The sequence below is a fragment of the Nesterenkonia sp. DZ6 genome (assembly GCF_022565835.1).
Classification (GTDB): Bacteria; Actinomycetota; Actinomycetes; order Actinomycetales; family Micrococcaceae; genus Nesterenkonia.
The window spans coordinates 544,737-564,161 of sequence record NZ_JAJOYW010000001.1; the positions used below are offsets into that span (position 1 = coordinate 544,737).

General features: G+C 68.2%; 15 protein-coding genes and 1 tRNA gene. 3 read left to right on the forward strand and 13 right to left on the reverse strand.

The window, feature by feature from the left end; genetic code table 11:
- Nucleotides 1–158: 158 nt before the first annotated feature.
- From LTH93_RS02445 to LTH93_RS02455, 3 genes are all read right to left on the reverse strand, one after another.
- Nucleotides 159–1,982, reverse strand: a complete 1,824-nt coding sequence (locus LTH93_RS02445; protein ID WP_241469970.1) for an AMP-dependent synthetase/ligase — start codon at nucleotides 1,980–1,982, stop codon at nucleotides 159–161.
- Nucleotides 1,983–2,078: 96 nt separating this feature from the next.
- Entirely contained in the window at nucleotides 2,079–2,474 is a 396-nt protein-coding gene (locus tag LTH93_RS02450) for a hypothetical protein (protein WP_241469971.1), read from the reverse strand.
- Nucleotides 2,471–3,217, reverse strand: a complete 747-nt coding sequence (locus LTH93_RS02455) for an alpha/beta hydrolase (protein WP_241464312.1) — start codon at nucleotides 3,215–3,217, stop codon at nucleotides 2,471–2,473. Before LTH93_RS02455 ends, LTH93_RS02450 begins: the two co-directional genes overlap by 4 nt.
- Before the next feature lie 65 nt (nucleotides 3,218–3,282).
- On the opposite strand from LTH93_RS02455, the gene LTH93_RS02460 reads away from it, so the two are divergent.
- Nucleotides 3,283–4,044: a lysophospholipid acyltransferase family protein gene (locus LTH93_RS02460; RefSeq protein ID WP_241469972.1), complete on the forward strand. Its 762-nt coding sequence runs from the start codon at nucleotides 3,283–3,285 to the stop codon at nucleotides 4,042–4,044.
- A gap of 27 nt (nucleotides 4,045–4,071) precedes the next feature.
- Here the strand turns inward: LTH93_RS02460 and LTH93_RS02465 are convergent, their stop codons facing one another.
- From LTH93_RS02465 to LTH93_RS02475, 3 genes are all read right to left on the reverse strand, one after another.
- Nucleotides 4,072–5,313, reverse strand: coding sequence for a YeeE/YedE family protein (locus LTH93_RS02465; protein ID WP_241469973.1), 1,242 nt, complete (start codon nucleotides 5,311–5,313; stop codon nucleotides 4,072–4,074).
- Nucleotides 5,314–5,417: 104 nt separating this feature from the next.
- Nucleotides 5,418–6,608: a sulfurtransferase gene (locus LTH93_RS02470; protein ID WP_241469974.1), complete on the reverse strand. Its 1,191-nt coding sequence runs from the start codon at nucleotides 6,606–6,608 to the stop codon at nucleotides 5,418–5,420.
- A 233-nt stretch (nucleotides 6,609–6,841) separates the two neighbouring features.
- Nucleotides 6,842–6,925: transfer RNA gene (locus tag LTH93_RS02475), tRNA-Leu, on the reverse strand.
- A gap of 195 nt (nucleotides 6,926–7,120) precedes the next feature.
- Between LTH93_RS02475 and hrpA the strand changes: the two genes are divergently transcribed.
- Nucleotides 7,121–11,416, forward strand: a complete 4,296-nt coding sequence (gene hrpA, locus LTH93_RS02480) for an ATP-dependent RNA helicase HrpA (protein ID WP_241469975.1) — start codon at nucleotides 7,121–7,123, stop codon at nucleotides 11,414–11,416.
- Between the two features lie 57 nt (nucleotides 11,417–11,473).
- Here hrpA and LTH93_RS02485 read toward each other — a convergent pair whose 3' ends face one another.
- A complete protein-coding gene (locus tag LTH93_RS02485; RefSeq protein WP_241464303.1) occupies nucleotides 11,474–11,908 on the reverse strand; it encodes an HIT family protein in 435 nt (144 codons plus the stop codon).
- Between the two features lie 38 nt (nucleotides 11,909–11,946).
- Between LTH93_RS02485 and LTH93_RS02490 the strand changes: the two genes are divergently transcribed.
- Nucleotides 11,947–12,372, forward strand: coding sequence for a Fur family transcriptional regulator (locus tag LTH93_RS02490; RefSeq protein WP_241469976.1), 426 nt, complete (start codon nucleotides 11,947–11,949; stop codon nucleotides 12,370–12,372).
- Nucleotides 12,373–12,375: 3 nt separating this feature from the next.
- Here LTH93_RS02490 and LTH93_RS02495 read toward each other — a convergent pair whose 3' ends face one another.
- From LTH93_RS02495 to LTH93_RS02520, 6 genes are all read right to left on the reverse strand, one after another.
- A complete protein-coding gene (locus LTH93_RS02495; protein WP_370642688.1) occupies nucleotides 12,376–13,257 on the reverse strand; it encodes a metal ABC transporter permease in 882 nt (293 codons plus the stop codon).
- Nucleotides 13,257–14,063, reverse strand: a complete 807-nt coding sequence (locus LTH93_RS02500; RefSeq protein WP_241464300.1) for a metal ABC transporter ATP-binding protein — start codon at nucleotides 14,061–14,063, stop codon at nucleotides 13,257–13,259. Before LTH93_RS02500 ends, LTH93_RS02495 begins: the two co-directional genes overlap by 1 nt.
- The gene (locus tag LTH93_RS02505) at nucleotides 14,056–15,141 is read right to left on the reverse strand and encodes a metal ABC transporter substrate-binding protein (protein WP_241469978.1); all 1,086 of its coding nucleotides are present in this window, start codon (nucleotides 15,139–15,141) and stop codon (nucleotides 14,056–14,058) included. Before LTH93_RS02505 ends, LTH93_RS02500 begins: the two co-directional genes overlap by 8 nt.
- Nucleotides 15,142–15,281: 140 nt before the next feature.
- Nucleotides 15,282–16,361, reverse strand: coding sequence for a hemolysin family protein (locus LTH93_RS02510; RefSeq protein WP_241464298.1), 1,080 nt, complete (start codon nucleotides 16,359–16,361; stop codon nucleotides 15,282–15,284).
- The gene (locus LTH93_RS02515; RefSeq protein WP_241469979.1) at nucleotides 16,358–17,758 is read right to left on the reverse strand and encodes a hemolysin family protein; all 1,401 of its coding nucleotides are present in this window, start codon (nucleotides 17,756–17,758) and stop codon (nucleotides 16,358–16,360) included. The genes LTH93_RS02510 and LTH93_RS02515 overlap by 4 nt, the downstream gene beginning before the upstream one ends.
- A 127-nt stretch (nucleotides 17,759–17,885) precedes the next feature.
- Entirely contained in the window at nucleotides 17,886–19,346 is a 1,461-nt protein-coding gene (locus LTH93_RS02520; RefSeq protein ID WP_241464296.1) for a GuaB1 family IMP dehydrogenase-related protein, read from the reverse strand.
- Nucleotides 19,347–19,425: the final 79 nt, after the last annotated feature.

Here is a 19,425-nt window from a genome sequence, read left to right on the forward strand (position 1 = left end):
GTCACCTGTTCAGGGTAGTCCGCCGCGCACGGGCGCACCTAATGGCGGAGCGCCATTCCATCATGCGGACGGAGTGAGCCCGGGGGCGGTGTGCGCCCCCGGGCTCCTCAGCTGTTCTGCATCGATCGACGTCTGAAGGTTTCAGCGTCTCTTGCTGCTCAGCCCTTCTTGGCGGCAGCCTCGGTGTAGAGCGCCTCGACCTCTTCGGCGAAGTCCTTCATCACCACAGGTCGCTTGATCTTCAGGGAGGGGGTGAGGTGGCCGGATTCGATGGTGAAGTCGGTGTGCAGCAGCCGGAAGTCGCGGATCGATTCGGCGCGGGAGACCGACTCGTTCGCCCGGTCGACCACCGACTGCACGTGGGCGATGATCGTCTCGTGCTTCGCCAGCTCGGAGACCGGAGTCTTGGGGTCCAGTCCCTTGCGCTCGAGCCACTGCGGCAGGGTCTCCTCGTCCAGGGTGATCAGCGCCGCCACGAAGGGCCGGTTGTCGCCGACCACCACAGCCTGGGAGACGATCGCGTCGGAGCGCATCAGGTCTTCCAGCTGGGCCGGTGAGACGTTCTTCCCGGTCGCGGTGACCAGGATCTCCTTCTTGCGGCCGGTGATGGTGAGGCAGCCGTCGGAGTCCAGGGTGCCGACGTCGCCGGTGCGGAACCAGCCGGTGTCGGTGAAGATCTCCTGGTTCAGCTCGGGCCGGTTGTGGTAGCCGCGGAAGACGCAGATGCCGCGGCCGAGGATCTCGCCGTCCTCAGCGATCTTCACCGCGCATCCGGGAAGCGGCGCCCCGACGGTGCCGATCTTGCTCAGCGCAGGGGTGTTCACGGTCAGCGGCGCCGTGGTCTCGGTCAGCCCGTAGCCCTCGAGGATCTGCACGCCCACGCCGTAGAAGAAGTGGCCGAGCCGCTCCCCCAGCGGCGAGCCGCCGGAGACCGCATGGGCGACCTGTCCGCCCATCCGGGCGCGCAGCTTGGAGTAGACGAGCTTGTCGAAGACCTTGTGCTTGAGCCCCAGGGTGAAGGGGACCTTGCCGTTCTGCCTGGCGCGGGACCATTCGATGGCGGTGTTCGCCGCCTTCTCGAAGATGGCTCCCTTGCCGTCGGACTCGGCCTTGAGCATCGCGGCGTTGTAGATCTTCTCGAAGACCCGCGGCACCGCCAGCAGGAAGGTCGGGTGGAAGGTGCCCAGGTCGTCCACCAGCTCCTTGATGTCGGAGGTGTGTCCGACCCGGGAGCCGCCGGCGACGGCGAGCACGGAGATGAAGCGGGCGAAGACGTGGGCCAGCGGGATGAACATCACCGTGGAGGCGTTCTTGTCGACCACCGTGCCCAGCGAGGAGCCCAGCGCCTGGAGCGAGAGCTCGGTGAAGTTCGAGTGGGTCAGCTCGCAGCCCTTGGGCCGCCCGGTGGTCCCGGAGGTGTAGATGATCGTCGCGAGGTCAGCACCGACGGCGGCGCTGCGTCGAGTGGCGACCTGCGCCTCGGTGACCTCAGCGCCCTTGGCGCGCAGCTGATCCAGGCCGGAGCCTTCGATGGTGTAGACGTTGCCCAGACCCGTGAGGTTCTCCTGGGCGACGGCGCGCTCGACGATCTTCTGGTGGGCCGGGGTCTCGGCGACGAGCAGCTTCACGCCGGCGTCTTCGATGATCCACGCGACCTGGGAGGGCGAAGACGTCTCGTAGACCGGCACGGTCACGGCGCCGGCGTAGAAGATCGCGAAGTCGAGCAGCGTCCACTCGTAGCGGGTGGGGGCCATGATGGCGACCCGGTCACCGACCTCGACGCCGGAACCGATGATGCCCTTGGCGAGCTGCACCACCTGGTCGCGGAACTCGGCGGCGCTGACGTCGGTCCACTGGCCCGGGGTGAGCTGGCGACCGAAGAGAATGTTCTGCGGGTCCGCGGTGACCTGACGTTCGAGCAGGTCAGTGATGTTCAGCTCGGCGGGAACATCGACTGCGGGCGGTGTTGCGATTTCCTTCACGGGGACTCCTCCATCGTGTGTGCTATCTCACATCATCGTCTCACAGCTCATTACTGAACGGTAGCTGGATGATTCGTGTCCCCGCGGAAAACTTGCTCAGACCTGTGCGCCGTCGCCTGACCCGGTGCGGCTGCGCGGCATCTGCAGGAAGAGGATGACCAGTCCGGCCAGCACCACGCCGATCAGCGCAGGCACGGTCCAGCCGGGCGCATTCAGCGGCAGGAACGGCACGATGATCAGCGCCAGGATCGCGCCGATGCTGAGCACCGCCCCGAGCACCACGGCAGGCTTGGCGCCGGCGAGCGGGTTCTTCGGGTTGGGCGGCTGGAAGTCGTCGATCTCTTCGAGCGCGGAGTCATCCACGCTGTGATCCCGGGGACCCTGACCCGGGCCGCCCTGACCCTGGCCCGGACCTCCCTGGCCGGGCAGCGGCCGTGAGCGGCCGCCTCGACCGAAGACTCTGCTGGGTTCGTCGTCGCGATAGGTGCTCATGGCGCCATCCTCTCAGGGGGCTCGGCGGCGTGGTGCCGTCGGTGAAGAAAATCAATCAGCTGCTCGTGGATGATCTCGGCCTCATGGTCAAGCGTCGCCACGTGCTGGCTGCGGGTGAGCGCCACGACCTCGAGCTGCTCCGCCGAGAGCGCCCTGCCCAGGGTATCGGCTGAGGAAGGGGGCAGGACGTTGTCCACGCCTGAGCGGAACAGCAGCACCGGCGTGCCCCGACGGGCGAGCACCGGAAGCTCGCGGCGGACCTGCGCGAAGAGTCGGTCGAGCTCGACGACGGCGCGCAGCGGGGTCTGCGCGTAGGCCTCCTCCACGACGTCGGGCTTGGCGATGTCTCCGGCGATGCTCGCCACCGATGGCCGGATCCGGCCCAGCGCCCAGGCCTTCGGTCCGGTGAGCGGCGCCAGCCGGAGTCCGGGATTGATCACCGAGACGGCCTCCACCCCACGGTGGGCTGCCACATGCAGCGCCAGCGACCCTCCCATCGAAAGGCCCACGGTCGCCACCCGGGGGCAGCGGGCGGCGAGCCGGTCGTAGCTGGCCAGCGCCGCGCGCATGATCTCAGCGCGCGGGGTGCTCGCCAGTTCCTCCCAGCTCGTGCCGTGACCGGGCAGCAGCGGGAGATCCACCGTGAAGCCTGCCGCCTGCAGCGCGTCGGCGAGCGGGCGCATCGAAGCGGGCGTGGAGGTGAATCCGTGGAAGACGGAAACTCCGAAGCCGGACATGTCCATTCCTTCACTCTATTGCCTCTACAGTGGTCTCCAAGCTCAGCCGCCTGAAAGGACCCCCTCACACCGTGTCGTTCTACAGCGTCGCCAAGAAATTCGTCGTGGCCCCGGTGGTCAACACGGTGTTCCGCCCCTGGGTCCGCGGCCTGCACAACATCCCCAGCGAAGGTCCGGCGATCCTGGCGTCGAACCACATGTCCTTCTCCGATTCGGTGTTCATGCCGGTGAAGGTGCCTCGGCAGGTGCACTTCATGGCGAAGGACGACTACTGGGGCAAACAAGGCGCCTACGGGTGGGGGATGCGGAAGTTCTTCGACCTCTCGGGCCAGATCCCGATGGACCGCTCAGGCGGCAAGGCCAGCCAGGACTCGCTGAACGCCGGGGAGCAGGCGCTGCGCGACGGAGAGGTGCTGGGCATCTACCCCGAGGGCACGCGCAGCCCGGACGGGCGGCTCTACCGCGGCAAGCTCGGCATCGCGCGGCTGGCGCTGAACACCCGCGCTCCGGTGATCCCGATCGCCCTGATCGGCACCGACAAGGTCCAGCCGATCGGGAAGAACATCCCCCGGCTGGGCCGGGTGGGGATGATCGTGGGCGAACCGATGACCTTCGAGTCGTACTACGACAACGCCGAGGATCGCTTCGCCCAGCGCGCCGTGGCCGACGAGATCATGTACCGGATCATGCGGCTCTCTGGCCAGGAATACGTCGATGTGTACGCCTCGGATGTGAAGCGTCAGCTTGAGGCGGAGAAGGCCGACGCGAAGGCGGCGCGCAAGGCGCTGCGCCACCACAGCGGGCGCCGCACCGTGGACCCGTCCGCCGACTAGGCGAGGCACACCCACATCCCGGGGCGCTCAGAACACCCCCGGCGCAGCCTTCCGGTGCAGGCCGAAGCGGAACCCCAGGCCGGCCGCGAGGACGATCGCCGCGCCGAACACCCATCCGGAGAGCGCGAGCGCCTGCGTCCCGGAGAGCAGGACCCCGATGGTGCAGCCCAGCCCGATCATCGCACCCCAGCCCAGCAGCACTCCTCCGCCGAGGGCGGTGACCGAGTTGAACGCCGTGGTCTTCTCGAGCCGCACGCGCCGACCCGGCAGCGCCACGGCCAGCGAAGCCAATACGATCCCGACGATCAGCCAGCCGTTGGTGGTGATGGTGTGGACCACGATGGCCACGCATCCGGCCAGGCGCTCGTCGAGCCCCGGCATGAGGCGCTCCATCCAGCCGGCCTCGCTCATGGACGTCCGGGTCATCGAGGAGATCTGCTGGGTGACCCCCAGCGGCTGGTCCTTGTAGTAGGCCAGAATCGACAGGATTCCGACACTGGAGCCGGTGAACAGCGCCGGCCAGCGCTTGAAGAACACGAGCCGTCGAACTTCGGTGGCGTCCACCGTCCGGTCGCCTCGACCTTGGACCGGCGGGTTCCAGCGCAGCAGCCAGACCCCCAGGCACACCAGCACGCCGAGCTGCAGCAGCACCGCGAGCGCGTACCCGTTGTCCGCCGCCAGCCAGGTGGCCGGGGAGCCGAGGATGAACCGGGAGTACATGGTGTCCCAGCTGAGGAACCCGAGACCGAAGCCCAGGACGACGCCGAGCAGGGCCGGTATGGACCGCAGGTGACCCTCCGGGAGACGGTACAGGTGCCCGGCGATGCAGCCCCCGGAGATCACCATGCCCAGCCCGAAGGCGAGTCCGGCGATGACCAGCGCCAGCGAGACCGGGGCGATATGCGCGTCCGTCGGCACGTTGTCCGCGGTGGGCGTGGGAATCCGGGTGGAGAAGATCACCGCGTAGCCGATCGTGCCGACAGCGATCGAGACCAGGATCGCGTACATCCCTCTGCTGTCATGCTTCTCGAAGAGGTCTCGGAATACGCAGAAGAAGCAGTACCGGCCGCGCTCGAACAGGATGCCCAGCCCTGCACCGACGAGCAGCATCAGGGCGGCGTTGGAGCCACCGACCCCCTCCCCCTCCGTGGCGGAGAGATACCAGGCCAGTCCCAGCAGCACCGCTGCGACTGCGACCGCGATCGTGGTGCGGACGGTGTCCGCACGGGTCCAGCCCAGCTCTCGGTCTGCTCTGACGTCGACGGTCATGAGGTTCCCTTCCTGCACAGGGGAACCGGGCCCACCGCGGCGGGCCCGGTTCCTGAGATGTTCCACGCTCCGATGTTCCACGCTCAGAGGTCACGTGGCAGAGGTCAGTCTCCGGACTGGCCCCAGAGTCCGGCGCGCTGCCCGGAGTTGTTCGCCACCGGCACCCCGACGCTGTTGCCCCATTCCGACCAGGAGCCGTCGTAGACCTTGACCTCTTCGCCGAGGATCTGGCTCAGCGCGTACCAGGTGTGGGAGGCGCGCTCCCCGATCCGGCAGTAGGCGATGATCGGGTTCTGGAAGTCCACCCCGGCCGCTTCGTAGATGCTGCGGATCTCCTCGGCGGGGAGGAACTCTCCGGTCTCCTCGTCGACGATCTGGGTCCAGGTGACGTTCACGGAGCCGGGGATGTGTCCCCACACCGCGGCGCCCTCGCCCTGGAAGATGTCGGGGTCCACGCCGACCTCGCCGTCGTGCTCCTCGGCCGAACGGATGTCGACCAGGTTGACGGCGGCCACGGCGTCGCCGTCGGCCTCGGTGTTCTGCTCCGCAACCTCGAGCACCTCAGGCTGGAAGGCGCGGATGTCGTGGTTCTGCGGACTGGCCTGGAAGTTCCCCGCCGGAACCGCGGGAACCTTTTCGACGAGTTTGCGCTCGTCATAGAGCTCCCATCTGTGCAGACCTCCGTCGAGCAGCACCACGTCTTCGACGCCGTAGAGGTTGAACACCCAGGAGGCGTAGGCGGCGAACCAGTTGTTGTTGTCCCCGTAGAGGACCACGGTCGAGTCCTCATTGATGCCCAGCGACTGGGCCAGCTCGGTGAACGCTTCGGCGGAGATGAACTCACGAGTGTTCGGCGCGGTGAACTCCTGAGACCATTCCACATACTGTGCCTGCGGGATGTGCGCCTCGGCGTATGGGGTGAGCTCGGAACTGGGCAGGTCCTCCGAGACGTCCAGCAGCACGATGTCCTGCTCGTGGAGGTCTCCCTCATCGAGGCGTTCAGCCAGCCAGTCGGTGCTGACCAGCGGCTCATCGGTGTGGACGTCGTCGAACCCGCGATTCTCCCCCGGAATGTCCACGGCCACGACCGTGGTGGCGGTCTCGCCGTCGCCGGTCTCGGCGGCCCCGGATGCGGTGGACGAGCCGCTTGCCGGGTCATCTCCCGTGGAGTTCGCCACCACGAAGCCAGCCGTCCCGGCCAGTGCCGTCGCGGCGACCACGGCGATCACGGTCTTGCCCGGGGATTTCTTCGGCGCCGGGGCCGCTGGCCCGGCAGTCGTCTCATCGGTGCTCATCGGTGCGCCTCTCGTAGTGGGACGAAGTGTGCTGAGCACCACTATGAGACATTATCTTCAACTATGTACAACTTTGCGTTCACATAGAGACACATTCTTTGCGGGCGCCGTGGATGCGCCATGCCCAAGGACCCGCCCCGATGCAGGAAAAGGAGGTCCGGACACAGCGAAGGCCCCGTCTCCGATGATCGTGATCATCGGAGACGGGGCCTTCGCTGTTGTTCGATACTCTGTGCGCGAGGGGGGACTTGAACCCCCACGCCCGTGAAGGCACTGGCACCTGAAGCCAGCGCGTCTACCTATTCCGCCACTCGCGCATACCTGCTGTTCAGGCTCTTTCGGGCCTGTCTCACAACCGGCGATCGCTCCCCGGCAGCGAGAAACATATTACCCATAATCTGGACCGGATGCCTAATCGCCGGGCTGCCGCAGGGACCCCCGGGCGGCTCACCTGGCTGCGCCCGCCCGGCGTTGCCAGCCGCGCCCCGCATCAACCCTAGTATTGGAGGGTTATGTCTGAGCCCAGAACAGCCCGCCGCGAGTCCTGGTCCCCCGAGGACCTCGCCTATCCCCCTGCGCTTCCGGTCAGCGGCGAGCGCGAACGCATCCTGAAGGCCCTGACCGACCACCAGGTCATCGTCGTCGCCGGGGAGACCGGCTCCGGCAAGACCACCCAGCTGCCGAAGATGGTCCTGGAGCTCGGGCTGCACAACCAGGGGATGATCGGCCACACTCAACCGCGCCGCCTGGCCGCCCGCACCGTGGCCGAGCGGCTGGCCGAGGAGCTGGGCACCTCGGTGGGGCGCGACATCGGCTACCAGGTGAGGTTCAACGCCGAGGTCTCCGGGTCCACCGCAGTGAAGCTGATGACCGATGGCATCCTGCTCGCGGAGATCCAGCGCGACCCGAACCTGCAGCGCTACTCCGCCATCATCATCGACGAGGCCCACGAGCGAAGCCTCAACATCGACGTGATCCTGGGCTACCTGCGTCGACTGCTGCCCTCCCGGCCCGACCTCAAGGTGATCGTCACCTCGGCCACGATCGACCCGGAGCGCTTCGCCCGGCATTTCAGCCCGGACCCGGAGAACTGGACCCGGGAGACCTCCGACGTGCCCATCATCGAGGTCTCCGGACGCACCTATCCGGTGGAGATCCGATACCGCCCGGTGAACCCAGAGGCGGAGCTCGAGGACTTCGACGAGTCCGAGCATTTCGGTGAGACCGAGGACGGCGACTCGCGCATCCCCCAGCGCACACCCCAGCGCGGCTCGCAGCCGGGTGCCAAGGTCCCGGCCGCGGCCGATGAGGAGCGGGATCTCCTCGACGCGGTCAGCGACGCGGTGCTGGAACTCAGCGCCGAACCCGACGGCGACGTGCTGATCTTCTTCCCCGGGGAGCGCGAGATCCGCGACGCGGCGGAGGCGCTCACCGAGACCATCGCGGCGGACCGACGGCTGCGCGGCTCGGAGATCCTCCCGCTCTTCGGCCGGCTCTCCATGGCGGAGCAGAAGCGGGTCTTCTCCCCCGGCGGCCGCCGCCGGATCGTGCTGGCCACCAATGTGGCCGAGACCTCCCTGACGGTGCCCGGGATCAAGTATGTGATCGACACCGGCACCGCCAGGATCTCGCGCTACTCCACCCGGACGAAGGTGCAGCGGCTGCCCATCGAAGCGATCTCTCAGGCCAGCGCCAATCAGCGCTCCGGCCGGTCCGGACGGACCAGCGACGGCATCGCCATCCGGCTGTACTCACAGGAGGACTTCGACTCCCGACCGGCCTTCACCGATCCCGAGATCCTTCGCACCTCCCTGGCCTCGGTGCTGCTGCAGATGTCCTCCATGGGCATCACGCGGACCCCCGAAGATCTGCTGGACTTCCCCTTCGTGCAGAAGCCCGACTCCAAGGCGGTCAACGACGCCGTCCGGCTGCTCACCGAGCTCGGCGCGCTGAGCCTCAGAGCCGACTCAGGATCCCAGGCGGGTGGCAGGAAGGGTCGCGGCACCAGCGCGGTGACCCCTGTGGGGCGGATGCTCTCCCAGCTGCCGGTGGACCCACGGATGGCCCGGATGATGGTCGAGGCGGCCCGCCGGGACTGCCTGCCCGAGGTCACGGTGCTCACCGCGGCGCTCTCGATCCAGGATCCCCGGGAGCGTCCGGCCGAGAAGCGGGCGCAGGCCGATGAGCTCCACTCCCGGTTCAAGGATGAGAACTCCGACTTCTCCGCGCTGCTGAACCTCTGGCGCTACCTGCAGGACAAGCAGACCGAGCTCTCGGGCAACCAGTTCAGGAAGCTCTGTCACCGCGAACATCTGAACTACCTGCGCGTGCGGGAATGGCAGGAGCTGGTCAGCCAGCTCACCGAGATCGCCGATCAGGTGGAGTTCAGCGGAAAGGGCTCCGGCCGGCGTCATGCTTCCTCCGGGCGCCGGGGCAAGAAGCTGCCCGCGGTGGATCCTGCGGCTAAGCATGACCAGATCCACCAGTCGCTGCTCTCCGGGCTGCTCAGCCATGTGGGTCTCTACAATCCCCGCACCCGGGACTATCAGGGTGCCCGCGGGACCCGCTTCGCGGTGTTCCCGGGTTCGCACCTGTTCAAGAAGAACCACGACTGGGTGATGGCCAGCGAGCTGGTGGAGACCTCCCGGCTCTGGGCGCGCTCGGTGGCGAAGATCGACCCCGCGTGGGTGGAGGAGCTCGCCCCGCACCTGGTGAAGACCAGCCATTCGGAGCCGCGCTGGTCCGCCCGCCAGGGCGCCGTGGTGGCCACCGAGAAGGTCACCCTCTTCGGGGTCCCGGTGATCGCTGACCGGCAGGTGCTCTACTCCAAGGTCGACCCCGAATACAGCCGCGAGCTGTTCATCCAGCGCGCCCTGGTCGACGGGGACTGGTCCACCCGGCACCACTTCGACCGGCGCAACCGGGAGCGCTTCGCCGAGCTCGACGAGCTCGAGAACCGCACTCGCCGCAAGGACCTGCGCGCCTCGGATGAGGAGCTGTTCAACTTCTTCGACGCGCGGATCCCGGAGAACATCGTCTCGCAGCGGCACTTCGACTCCTGGTGGAAGAACCAGCGCGTCACAACCCCTGAGCTGCTGGACCTCACCGACGTCGAGCTCATGGCGCAGGCGGCCGACGAGCTGGACATCGACTCCTACCCGGAGCACTTCGATCACGACGGGCTGGCGCTCGAGCTGCAGTACGAGTTCAACCCCACCCGATACACCGCCGAGTCCGGCTCCTCCCCCAGCGCGGCGGCCGACGGCGTCACGGTGCGGGTCCCGGTGGTGTTCCTGAACCAGCTCCAGCCCGAGCGCTTCGACTGGCTGATCCCCGGGCTGCGCACCGAGCTGATCACCGCGCTGATCCGCAACATGCCCAAACCGGTGCGGAAGAACTTCGTCCCCGCCCCCGACGTCGCCGCGAAGGCCCGCGCCGGGCTGGAGCAGGACTTCACCCCGGGCGTGGACTCGCTGACCGGCTCGCTGGCCGCGGTGCTGCGCCAGCTCAAGGGACATGTGGTCGATCCGGAGGTCTTCGACACCAGCGCGCTGCCCGAGCACCTGCGGTTCACCTTCGCGGTGATCAGTGAGCGCGGCCGGGTCCTGGACAGCGGCTTCGACCTGCGTGAGCTCCAGATCCGGTTCTCCGGGGAGAACCGCGAGGCCATCGGGCGCAGCCTCTCGGAGGAGCAGACCGCCGACGGCCGGCAGCCAGCACCGCAGCCGGGTCGCCCCGGCGCTGCATCGCAGGCTCAGTCCGGGTCTTCGGCTCCGTCCGGGTCTTCGACTACCTCCGGCGCCGCCGCGCAGACGCGTAACGGTCGCGGCAAGAAGCCACAGAAGCCCGCAGCCTCTGTCCCGGCGGGCAGGCAGCAGCAGACCTCGTGGACCTTCGGTGATCTGCCCCAGGAGATCACCACGGTGGTCTCCGGGCGCCAGATCATCGGCTATCCCGCCCTGGCTCCGGCCGGCAGCGTCGGCAACGGTGCCGGGGGCGGCTCCGGCGACGGTGCCGGGGCCGGGGCCGACTCTGCGAAGCAGACCGCCCAGGGCGTCTCCTACACGATCCAGGACTCCGCCGCCGAGCAGGCCCGGGTCCACCGGGCCGGCGTCGTCGCGCTGCTGCGCGAGGTGCTCCCCTCCCCACAGCGCTACGTGCTGGATCATCTGAGCAACCGGGAGCGGCTGGCGTTCAGCCAGTCGCCGCACGGCACCGTGGAATCGCTGGTCTCCGATGCGACGACGGCGGCGCTGGCTCACCTGGTGCCCGTGCAGCTGCCCTACCGCGAGGCGGAGTTCGAGGTGATCGCCCGGAACTGCCGGGCCGAGCTGATCGAGACGGTGCTGCGGCTCACCGATGTGCTCGCGCAGGTCCTGAGCCTCTCCACAGAGCTCGGCTCACGCCTGGAGCGGGTCAGCTCCCCGGCGCTGAAGGCCGCGCGGAGCGATATGACCGCCCAGCTCCAGCAGCTGGTCCACCCCGGCTTCGTCACCGCCACCGGCCAGGCGCAGCTGCAGCATATGCCGCGCTACCTGCAGGCGATGAAGACCCGGCTGGATCGGCTGGAGTCAGGACAGGGGCTGACCCGGGACGCCCAAGACATGGCGGCGGTCCAGGAGCTGGAGGATGAGTACGACGCCGCGCTGGAGGCAGTCCCGGCGCAGCTGCCGGTGCCCGCGGAGCTCGCGCAGGTGAAATGGATGCTCGAGGAGTTTCGGGTGAACCTCTTTGCCCAACAGCTGGGCACCGCGCAGACGGTCTCGGTCAAGCGGATCCGCCGCGCGATCAAGACTTCGCGCCCCTGAGCTTCTGAGCCGCTGGACGTCCTGGCGGCTGGACTTCTTGGCCGCTGGGCCGGTGGGTCAGTCCTTCTCGGCGGGGACGTGCTCGGCGTCGCCCATCAGGCGCAGCGCCACCCGCAGCTTCTCGGCGGACTCGTCCATCCGGGACTGGTCCGGGTCGTCGTCGGCATGGGCGAAGCTGTGATCGGACATCGAGTTCGACGGCCAGACATGCAGATGCAGGTGCGGCACCTCGAAGCCGGCGATGCTCAGCCCGGCCCGCTGGGAGCCGAAGGCCTCGACCTGGGCCTTGCCGATCCGGTGCGCCACCTGGAACAGGTGCGCCATCAGAGAGCCCTCTGCATCGGTCCACTTGTCCACCTCCTGCCGCGGCACCACCAGAGTGTGCCCGTAGGCCATCGGGGCGATGGACAGGAACCCGACGCAGGTCTCGTCCTGCCAGACGAAGCGGCCCGGGATCTCACCTGCAATGATCTTGCTGAAGACTGTGCTCATGCATCTACTCTAAGCCTGACTGCTAGTCTGGAGCGAGCATGAACGAGAGAACCTCCACCCCTCCGGCACGCGGCCGATCCACGCGACAGAAACGTGCCGTCTGGGCCGCCCTGCACTCCCTCGACGACTTTGTCAGCGCCCAGGATCTGCACAAGATCCTCGACGGTCGCGGCGAGAAGGTCTCCCTGGCCACGGTGTACCGGGTGCTGCAGTCACATCAGGAAGAGGGACTCGTCGACGTGCTGCGCCCCGACGACGGTGAGGCGATCTTCCGGCTCTGTGAGCGCGAGGAGCACCACCATCACCTGGTGTGCCGCTCCTGCGGCCTCACCGTTGAGTTCGAGGCCCCCGTCATCGAGGACTGGGCGACCACGCTCGCGCAGGAGCACGACTTCACCGAGGTCCGGCACACGCTGGAGATCTTCGGGCTCTGCGCCAGCTGCGCCGCCATCGCCCGCAGCTGAGGCTCAGGCGGTCAGCGGCCAGCCGGTCAGCACGGCTGCGGCTTGACGTCGGCGGTTGCGACCGCCGCGGCCGACGAGCACACAGACCACGTAGATCATGAAGGAGATCGTGGTGATGTAGGGGCTGATCGGCACCGTGCCGGTGATCGCGAGCATGATCCCGCCCACCGAGGAGATCAGCGCGAAGAGCATCGAGAGCAGCACTGCCAGATACGGACGCACCGTGACCTTCAGCGCTGCCGCCGCAGGCACCACCAGCAGCGCGAGCACCAGCAGCGCCCCGACCACCTGGACCGACATCGCCACCGCGACGCCGAGCAGCACCATGAACACCATGGAGAGCAGGTTGACCCGGACCCCGCGGGCCCGGGCCAGCTGCGGGTCCACCGAGGCGAACATCAGCGGGCGCCAGATCAGCAGCAGCACCATGCTGATCACCACGGCGCCGGTCACCAGGGTCTGCGTCTGGATGTCGTCCACGCCGACGATCTGCCCGGTGAGCAGCCCGAACTTGTTCGCACTGCGCCCCTGGTAGAGCGAGAGGAAGAGGATGCCGAGTCCGAGTCCGAAAGGCATCAGCACCCCGGTCACGGCGGAGGTGTCTCGGTCCTTCAGGCTGAGCACCCCGATCAGCACCGAGGCTGCGACGGCGCCCAGCGCTGAACCGGCGACGACGTCGACTCCGATGAGCAGCGCCAGGGCCGCTCCGGCGAAGGAGATCTCGGCGATGCCGTGGACCACCAGAGCGGTCCGGCGGAGCATGATGAAGACCCCGATCAGGCCGCCCATCAGGCCGAGCACACCGGCGGTGATCACCGAGTTCCGGACCAGGGAGAACAGCTCCCAATAGCCTTCGGTGGTGAATGAGCCGGTCAGCGTCTCCATCATGGCAGCGCCAGCTCCTCGGGGTGGTGGTGGCAGCCCTCGTCATGGGCGGACATGACCAGAAGCCGTCCCTTGTGCTCGATGACGTCCACCGAGGAGCCGTACAGCTCGGAGAGCACCTCGGAGCGCATGACCTCGGCGGTGGTGCCGATCCGGTATTGTCCGCGGGCGAAGTAGAGCACCCGGTCGACGTGTTCGATCACCGGGTTGATCTCGTGGGTCACGAAGACCACCGCGGAGCCGCGCTCCACGGCCTGGCGTCGGATGAGTTCGGTGACGGCCTGCTGATGGTGCAGATCCAGCGAGTGCAGCGGCTCGTCGCAGAGCAGCACGGCGGGGTTCGAGGCCAGCGCCTGGGCGGCGCGCAGTCGCTGCTGCTCCCCGCCGGAGAGCAGCCCCACCGGCATGTCCGCATAGGCGGTGGCGCCCACTGCCTCGAGCAGCTCATCGACGCGGCGGCGCAGCGCGCGGGGGTGCAGTCGGATGCCGAACCGGTGCCCGTCCAGACCCAGCGCGACCATGTCACGGGCGCGCAGCGGGGTCTCTTCGGGCATGGTCTGCTGCTGCGGGATGTAGCCGACCCGGCTGCTGCCGCGGCGCACCGGGGCACCGGCGATCTCTGCCGATCCGGAGGTGAGTCTGGTCAGTCCCAGCAGGACCTTCAGGAACGTCGACTTCCCGGCCCCGTTGGGCCCCAGCACGGCGAGGAACTCACCCGGAGCCAGATCAAGGTCCAGACCCTCCCAGAGGGTGCGGCCGCTGAACCCGACGCTCGCGTCGCGCAGCGTCACCAGCGGGTCAGCCACGCGACTCCTCGACCAGAGTCTCGACGGCGGTGATGTTGGCGTCCATCCACTCCAGGTAGGAGTCGTGCTCGTCGCCGATGGTCTCGTTGAAGTCCAGGACGGCGACGCCGGCGTCCTCGGCGGCCTCTCGGATCTGCGCGGACTGGTTGGTCTCGGTCTGCGGGTTATAGGAGAGCAGATCGATCTCCTGATCGGCGGCGGCGCTCAGCGCCTGCTGGTAGATCCGGGCCGAGACGTCGTCACCGTGTTCGATCGCGGCGAGGAACTGCGGGTCGGTGGCGTCTTCGAAGCCGGCGTCGGTGAGCAGGAACTGCGAGACGGCCTCGGTGGCGAGGAAGCTCATCCCGTCGGCGTCGATGGCCCGGTTCCGCTGATCCATGGCGTCGATCTCCTCGGCGAAGGCGGCGGCGTTGTCCTGGTAGAGCTCGGCGTTCTCCGGGGAGATCTCGGCCATGTGCTCATGGAAGTCCCGGGCGAAGTCGCTCATCGCGGCGAGGTCATACCAGATGTGCTCGTTGACGAAATCGTCGGAGTGGCCGTGTCCCTCGTGCGCATCCTCAGCCTGGTCGTCGTCGTGGTCGTCCTCAGCACGGTCGTCCTCGGCGTGATCGTCCTCAGCACGGTCGTCGTCGTGCTCGTCGTCAGCGTGGTCGTCCTCGGCGTCTTCCCCTTCGTCCTCCTCGGCGTGGGCATTCTCGCCCTCGAGGAGCTGATAGACCGCGTCCTCCTTGCCTGAGGTGACGGCCAGACGGGTGAGGAAGGGGTCATACCCGCCGCCGTTGGCGAGGATCACGTCGGCGCCGTCCACGGTCAGCCGATCCTGCGGGGTGGCCTCGTAGGAGTGTGGGTCCGCCGCGGCGTTGTCCACCAGCGCGGTGACCTCGGCGGTGTCGCCGAGGATCTGCTGGGCCAGGTCGGCGTAGACGTCGGTGGAGGTGACCACGCTCAGCGTCTCGCCCTGATCTGCCGCGGCGCCGCCGTCCTCGTCGGGCGAGCCCGCCGAGCCGGTGCAGGCGCTGAGCAACAGGGTCGTGGCGCCCAGCAGGGCGGCGGAGGGAAGCAGACGTGGCGCGGGCATGGATCGTACTTTCGTCGTGGGGAGGCGCTGCCGGGGCGTGAGCAGCTGAGACCAGCGTACGGCCAGACTTTGTTGAGAACAAATCTCAACTAGGCCGTGGTGCGCCGCGTCTCCACCTGTCGCTCAGCTCTCCTCTGCGCTCAGCTCTCCTCTGCGCTCACCGTGTGCCGTCGGCGGGAGTCCCAGGACTGGGTGGCGTCGTGGATCTCACCGACGAGCACCTCCAGCACGTCTTCGAGGAACAGGATGCCGCGGGTGACGCCCTCGGCGTCGATCACGCGGGCCAGGTGGGATCCGGTGCGCTGCATCTGCGCCAGGCACTCCTCGATCTCGTCGGTGAGGCCCATGTTGCCCAGGGAGCGCACCACGGTCACCGGGATGGGCTCCCCGGAGGCGGAGGCGGGCAGGCTCATCACGTCCTTGAGGTGCACGTAGCCGGTGTAGACGTCCTGATCATCCGTGCTGACGAAGCGGGAGAACCCGGTGCGTCCCACGGCCTTCTCCACCTTGCGCGGGGTGACGTCGGCCGGCAGCGTGATCACCTCTTCGACCGGGATCATCACCTCGGCGGCGGTGTAGTCGCTGAACTCCATGGCACCGGCGATGATCCCGGCGTCGTCGCGCACCGTGCCGCCGCGCTTGGACTCGGCCACGATCGATTCCATCTCCTCCAGGGTGAAGGTGGAGACCACCTCGTCGCGCGGGGTGATCCCGAAGGCGCGCAGCACCAGGTTCGCGGTGAGATTCAGCACCCAGATCAGCGGCATCAGGATCCGGTAGAGGAAGACCAGCGGCGGGGCCAGCAGCAGCACCGCGCGGTCCGCCACGGAGACGGCGGCGTTCTTGGGCACCATCTCGCCGATGGTCACGTGAAGGAAGGAGACCAGCGCCAGGGCGATGATGAAGGCGATCACGCTGGCGGCGGTGTAGCTCAGCCCGAACGAGGTCAGCGGCTCGGTCAGCAGGTGATGGATCGCAGGCTCGGAGACCATCAGGATCAGCAGCGAACACACCGTGATGCCCAGCTGGGCGATGGCGAGCATCTGCGAGACGTGTTCCATCGCGTAGAGCGCGGTCTTGGCGCGGGCGGACCCGGCCTCGGCCTTCGGCTCGATCTGGCTCCGCCGGGCGCTCATCACCGCGAACTCGCCGCCGACGAAGAACGCGTTGGCGCCGAGCAGGATCACCAGCCAGAGGATGCCCATCAGGTCGGGGTTCATCGTCGTTCACCCCTTTCGCGGGCATGACGGACATGGTCCGCGCGGTCCTCGGCCAGCTTCTCGGCCCGGGCGGCGGCGTGCTGCAGCGCGGCGTCGCGGGCCCGTGGGTCAGGGGTGAAGCAGAGCCGGTCGATCCGGCGACCGTCGACCCCGACGACGGCCAGCCTGCCGCCGTCGACCTCGACGGCGTCTCCCAGTCCGGCCACCCGGCCCAGGGTGAGCAGCATGAAGCCGGCCACCGTCTCATAGGCGGGATGTTCGGGGATGGCGAGCTCCAGGATCTGGGCGTTGATCTCGTCGGGGCGCAGCAGCCCGGGGAAGAACCAGTCGCCGGAGGCGCTCTGCAGCACTCCGGGAGCGATCCGGTCGTGTTCATCGGCGACCTCGCCGACGATCTCCTCGATCAGGTCCTCCAGGGTGACCACACCGGAGGTGCCGCCGTATTCGTCCTCCACGATGGCCACCTGCAGCGAGGCCTCACGCAGCACCGGCAGCAGCGCATCGAGGTGGATGGTCTCGGGCACCCGGGTGATCTCTGACATCACAGTGGCGGCGACCAGGCCGTGGCGCTTCTCGCGGGGCACGGCCACTGCCTTCTTCACGTGGGTCACCCCGCGGACGTCGTCGACGCTGTCTCCCAGGACCGGGAAGCGGGAGAACCCGGTCTGCCGGGCCAGATCGATGAGGGCTTCCAGGGAGGCGTCGGCGTCGACGCTGGCCATCCGCGGGCGCGGGGTCATCACGTCGGCGGCGGTCTGGTCGGAGAAGCGCAGCGTGCGGTCCAGGAAGGTGGCGGTGCCCTCGTCGAGGGTGCCCAGCATCGCGGAGCGGCGCACCATGGAGGAGAGCTCCTCCGGGGTGCGAGCCCCTGAGAGCTCCTCCTTGACCTCCAGGCCGAAGCGGTGGAGAACCTTGTTGGAGAAGCCGTTGAGCACCTTGATCAGCGGGCGGAAGACGGCGGTGAAGACCAGCTGCGGCTTCGCCAGCACCCGGGCCACCCCGTAGGCCTCGGCGATAGCGAGGTTCTTCGGGACCAGCTCGCCGATGATCATGGTGACCATGGTCGCGATGATCAGCGCCACGGTCAGCGAGACCGCGGAGAGCGCCTGCTCGGGCACGCCGAGGGCTTCGAGCGGGGCTGCCAGCAGCGCGCCCAGCGCCGGTTCGGCCACATAGCCGGTGAGCAGGGTGGTCAGGGTGATGCCCAGCTGACAGGAGGAGAGCTGGGTGGAGAGCGACTTCAGGCACCGCATCACCGCCGGAGCAGACTTGTCTCCGCGATCGATCGCGTGCTGGACGGTGGGCTGGTCCAGAGCGACCAGCGAGAATTCGACGGCGACGAAGAACCCGGTGCCCAGGATCAGCAGGAACCCCAGGCCGAGCAGAAGCAGTTCCACTTAGCGCAGCCACCCCCGGCCGAGGCGCTGCGCCTCGGGCGTGTGGATCAGGGGGTGGGCGTGGATCAGGTGCGGGCCGCGGCCAGGTTGTCGATGCTCCATGAGATCTCAGAGCTTACCGCCTGGATCACCAGGAACCGGAAAGCGGCTTGCCCTCCTCATATCCGGCTGCGGACTGGACTCCGGCGACGGCGCGCTGGCGGAACTCGTGCAGCGAGGTGGCTCCGGCATAGGTCATCGCGGACCTCACCCCGGCCGTGATGGAGTCCAGCAGGTCTTCGACTCCGGGCTTCGCCGGGTCCAGGTACATCTGCGAGGTTGAGATGCCCTCTTCGAAGATCGACTTCCGGGCCCGCGCGAAGGCGCTCTCCGTGGCGGTGCGGTTCTGCACGGCTCGCGAGGAGGCCATCCCGAAGCTCTCCTTATAGCGCCGTCCGTCGATCCCGGTGAGCATGTCGCCGGGCGACTCATAGGTCCCGGCGAACCAGGATCCGACCATCACCTGGGAGGCCCCGGCGGCCAGGGCCAGGGCGATGTCGCGCGGGTAGCGCACTCCCCCGTCGGCCCAGACATGCTTGCCCATCTCGCGGGCGGCCGCGGCACATTCGAGCACCGCGGAGAACTGCGGGCGGCCCACCGCGGTCATCATCCGGGTGGTGCACATCGCACCCGGTCCGACTCCGACCTTGGCGATGTCCGCGCCGCCCTCGATGAGCTCGCGCACGCCGTCGGCGGTGACCACGTTGCCGGCCACGATCGGGACCTGCAGTCCGGAGGCCTCCACGGTCGCGCGCACCTCGGTGAGCGCCTCGAACATCTTCTGCTGGTGCCCGTGAGCGGTGTCGACCACCAGCACATCGACTCCGGCGCCGAGCAGCGCCTCGGTCTTGCCGGCGACGTCGCCGTTGATGCCCACCGCCGCGGCGACCTTCAGCCGGGACTTCGCGTCGAGGTTGGGCCGGTAGAGCGTGGAGCGCAGCGCCCCGCGCGGGGTCAGCGCCCCGGCGAGAGTGCCGTCGGAGGTGGTCACCGGGGCGTACTCGGCGCCGGCGGCGTCCATCGCGATGAAGGCCTGTTCCAGGCCGGCGTCGGTGAGCACCTCCTCGGCTGTGAAGCGGAGCGGGGGAATCCGCATCACCGACGCCACGGAGGAGAAGCGGTCCACTCCGAGCCCGTCGTTGGCGGTGACCACGCCGGCCAGGCGCAGGTCCTCGTCGACCACGCAGACGGCGTCGTGGTTGCGCTTGTCCAGCAGGTGCAGCACATCGAGCATGGTGTCTGTGGGATGGACCTTCAGAGCGGTCTCCAGCACCGGATGACAGGACTTGACCCAGTCGGTCACCTGCCGGATGACCTCGAGCGGGACATCCTGGGGCAGGACCCCGAGTCCGCCGCGGCGCGCCATGGTCTCCACCATGCGACGCCCCGTGACGGCGGTCATGTTCGCGGCCACCACTGGAATGGTGGAGCCCGTGGGATCCTCGGCGGAGAGGTCGACGCTCATCCGTGACTGGGTGTGGGATCGCGAAGGGACCAGGAAGACGTCGGAGTAGGTCAGATCGGTGATCGGCTCGTTCAGGAATCTCACGGGGATCCGCGCCCTTCGTAGTGCTGGTGACGATGCTCGCCGCCGGTTCAGCTCAGCGGCGCAGGCGCTGAGGCAGCGG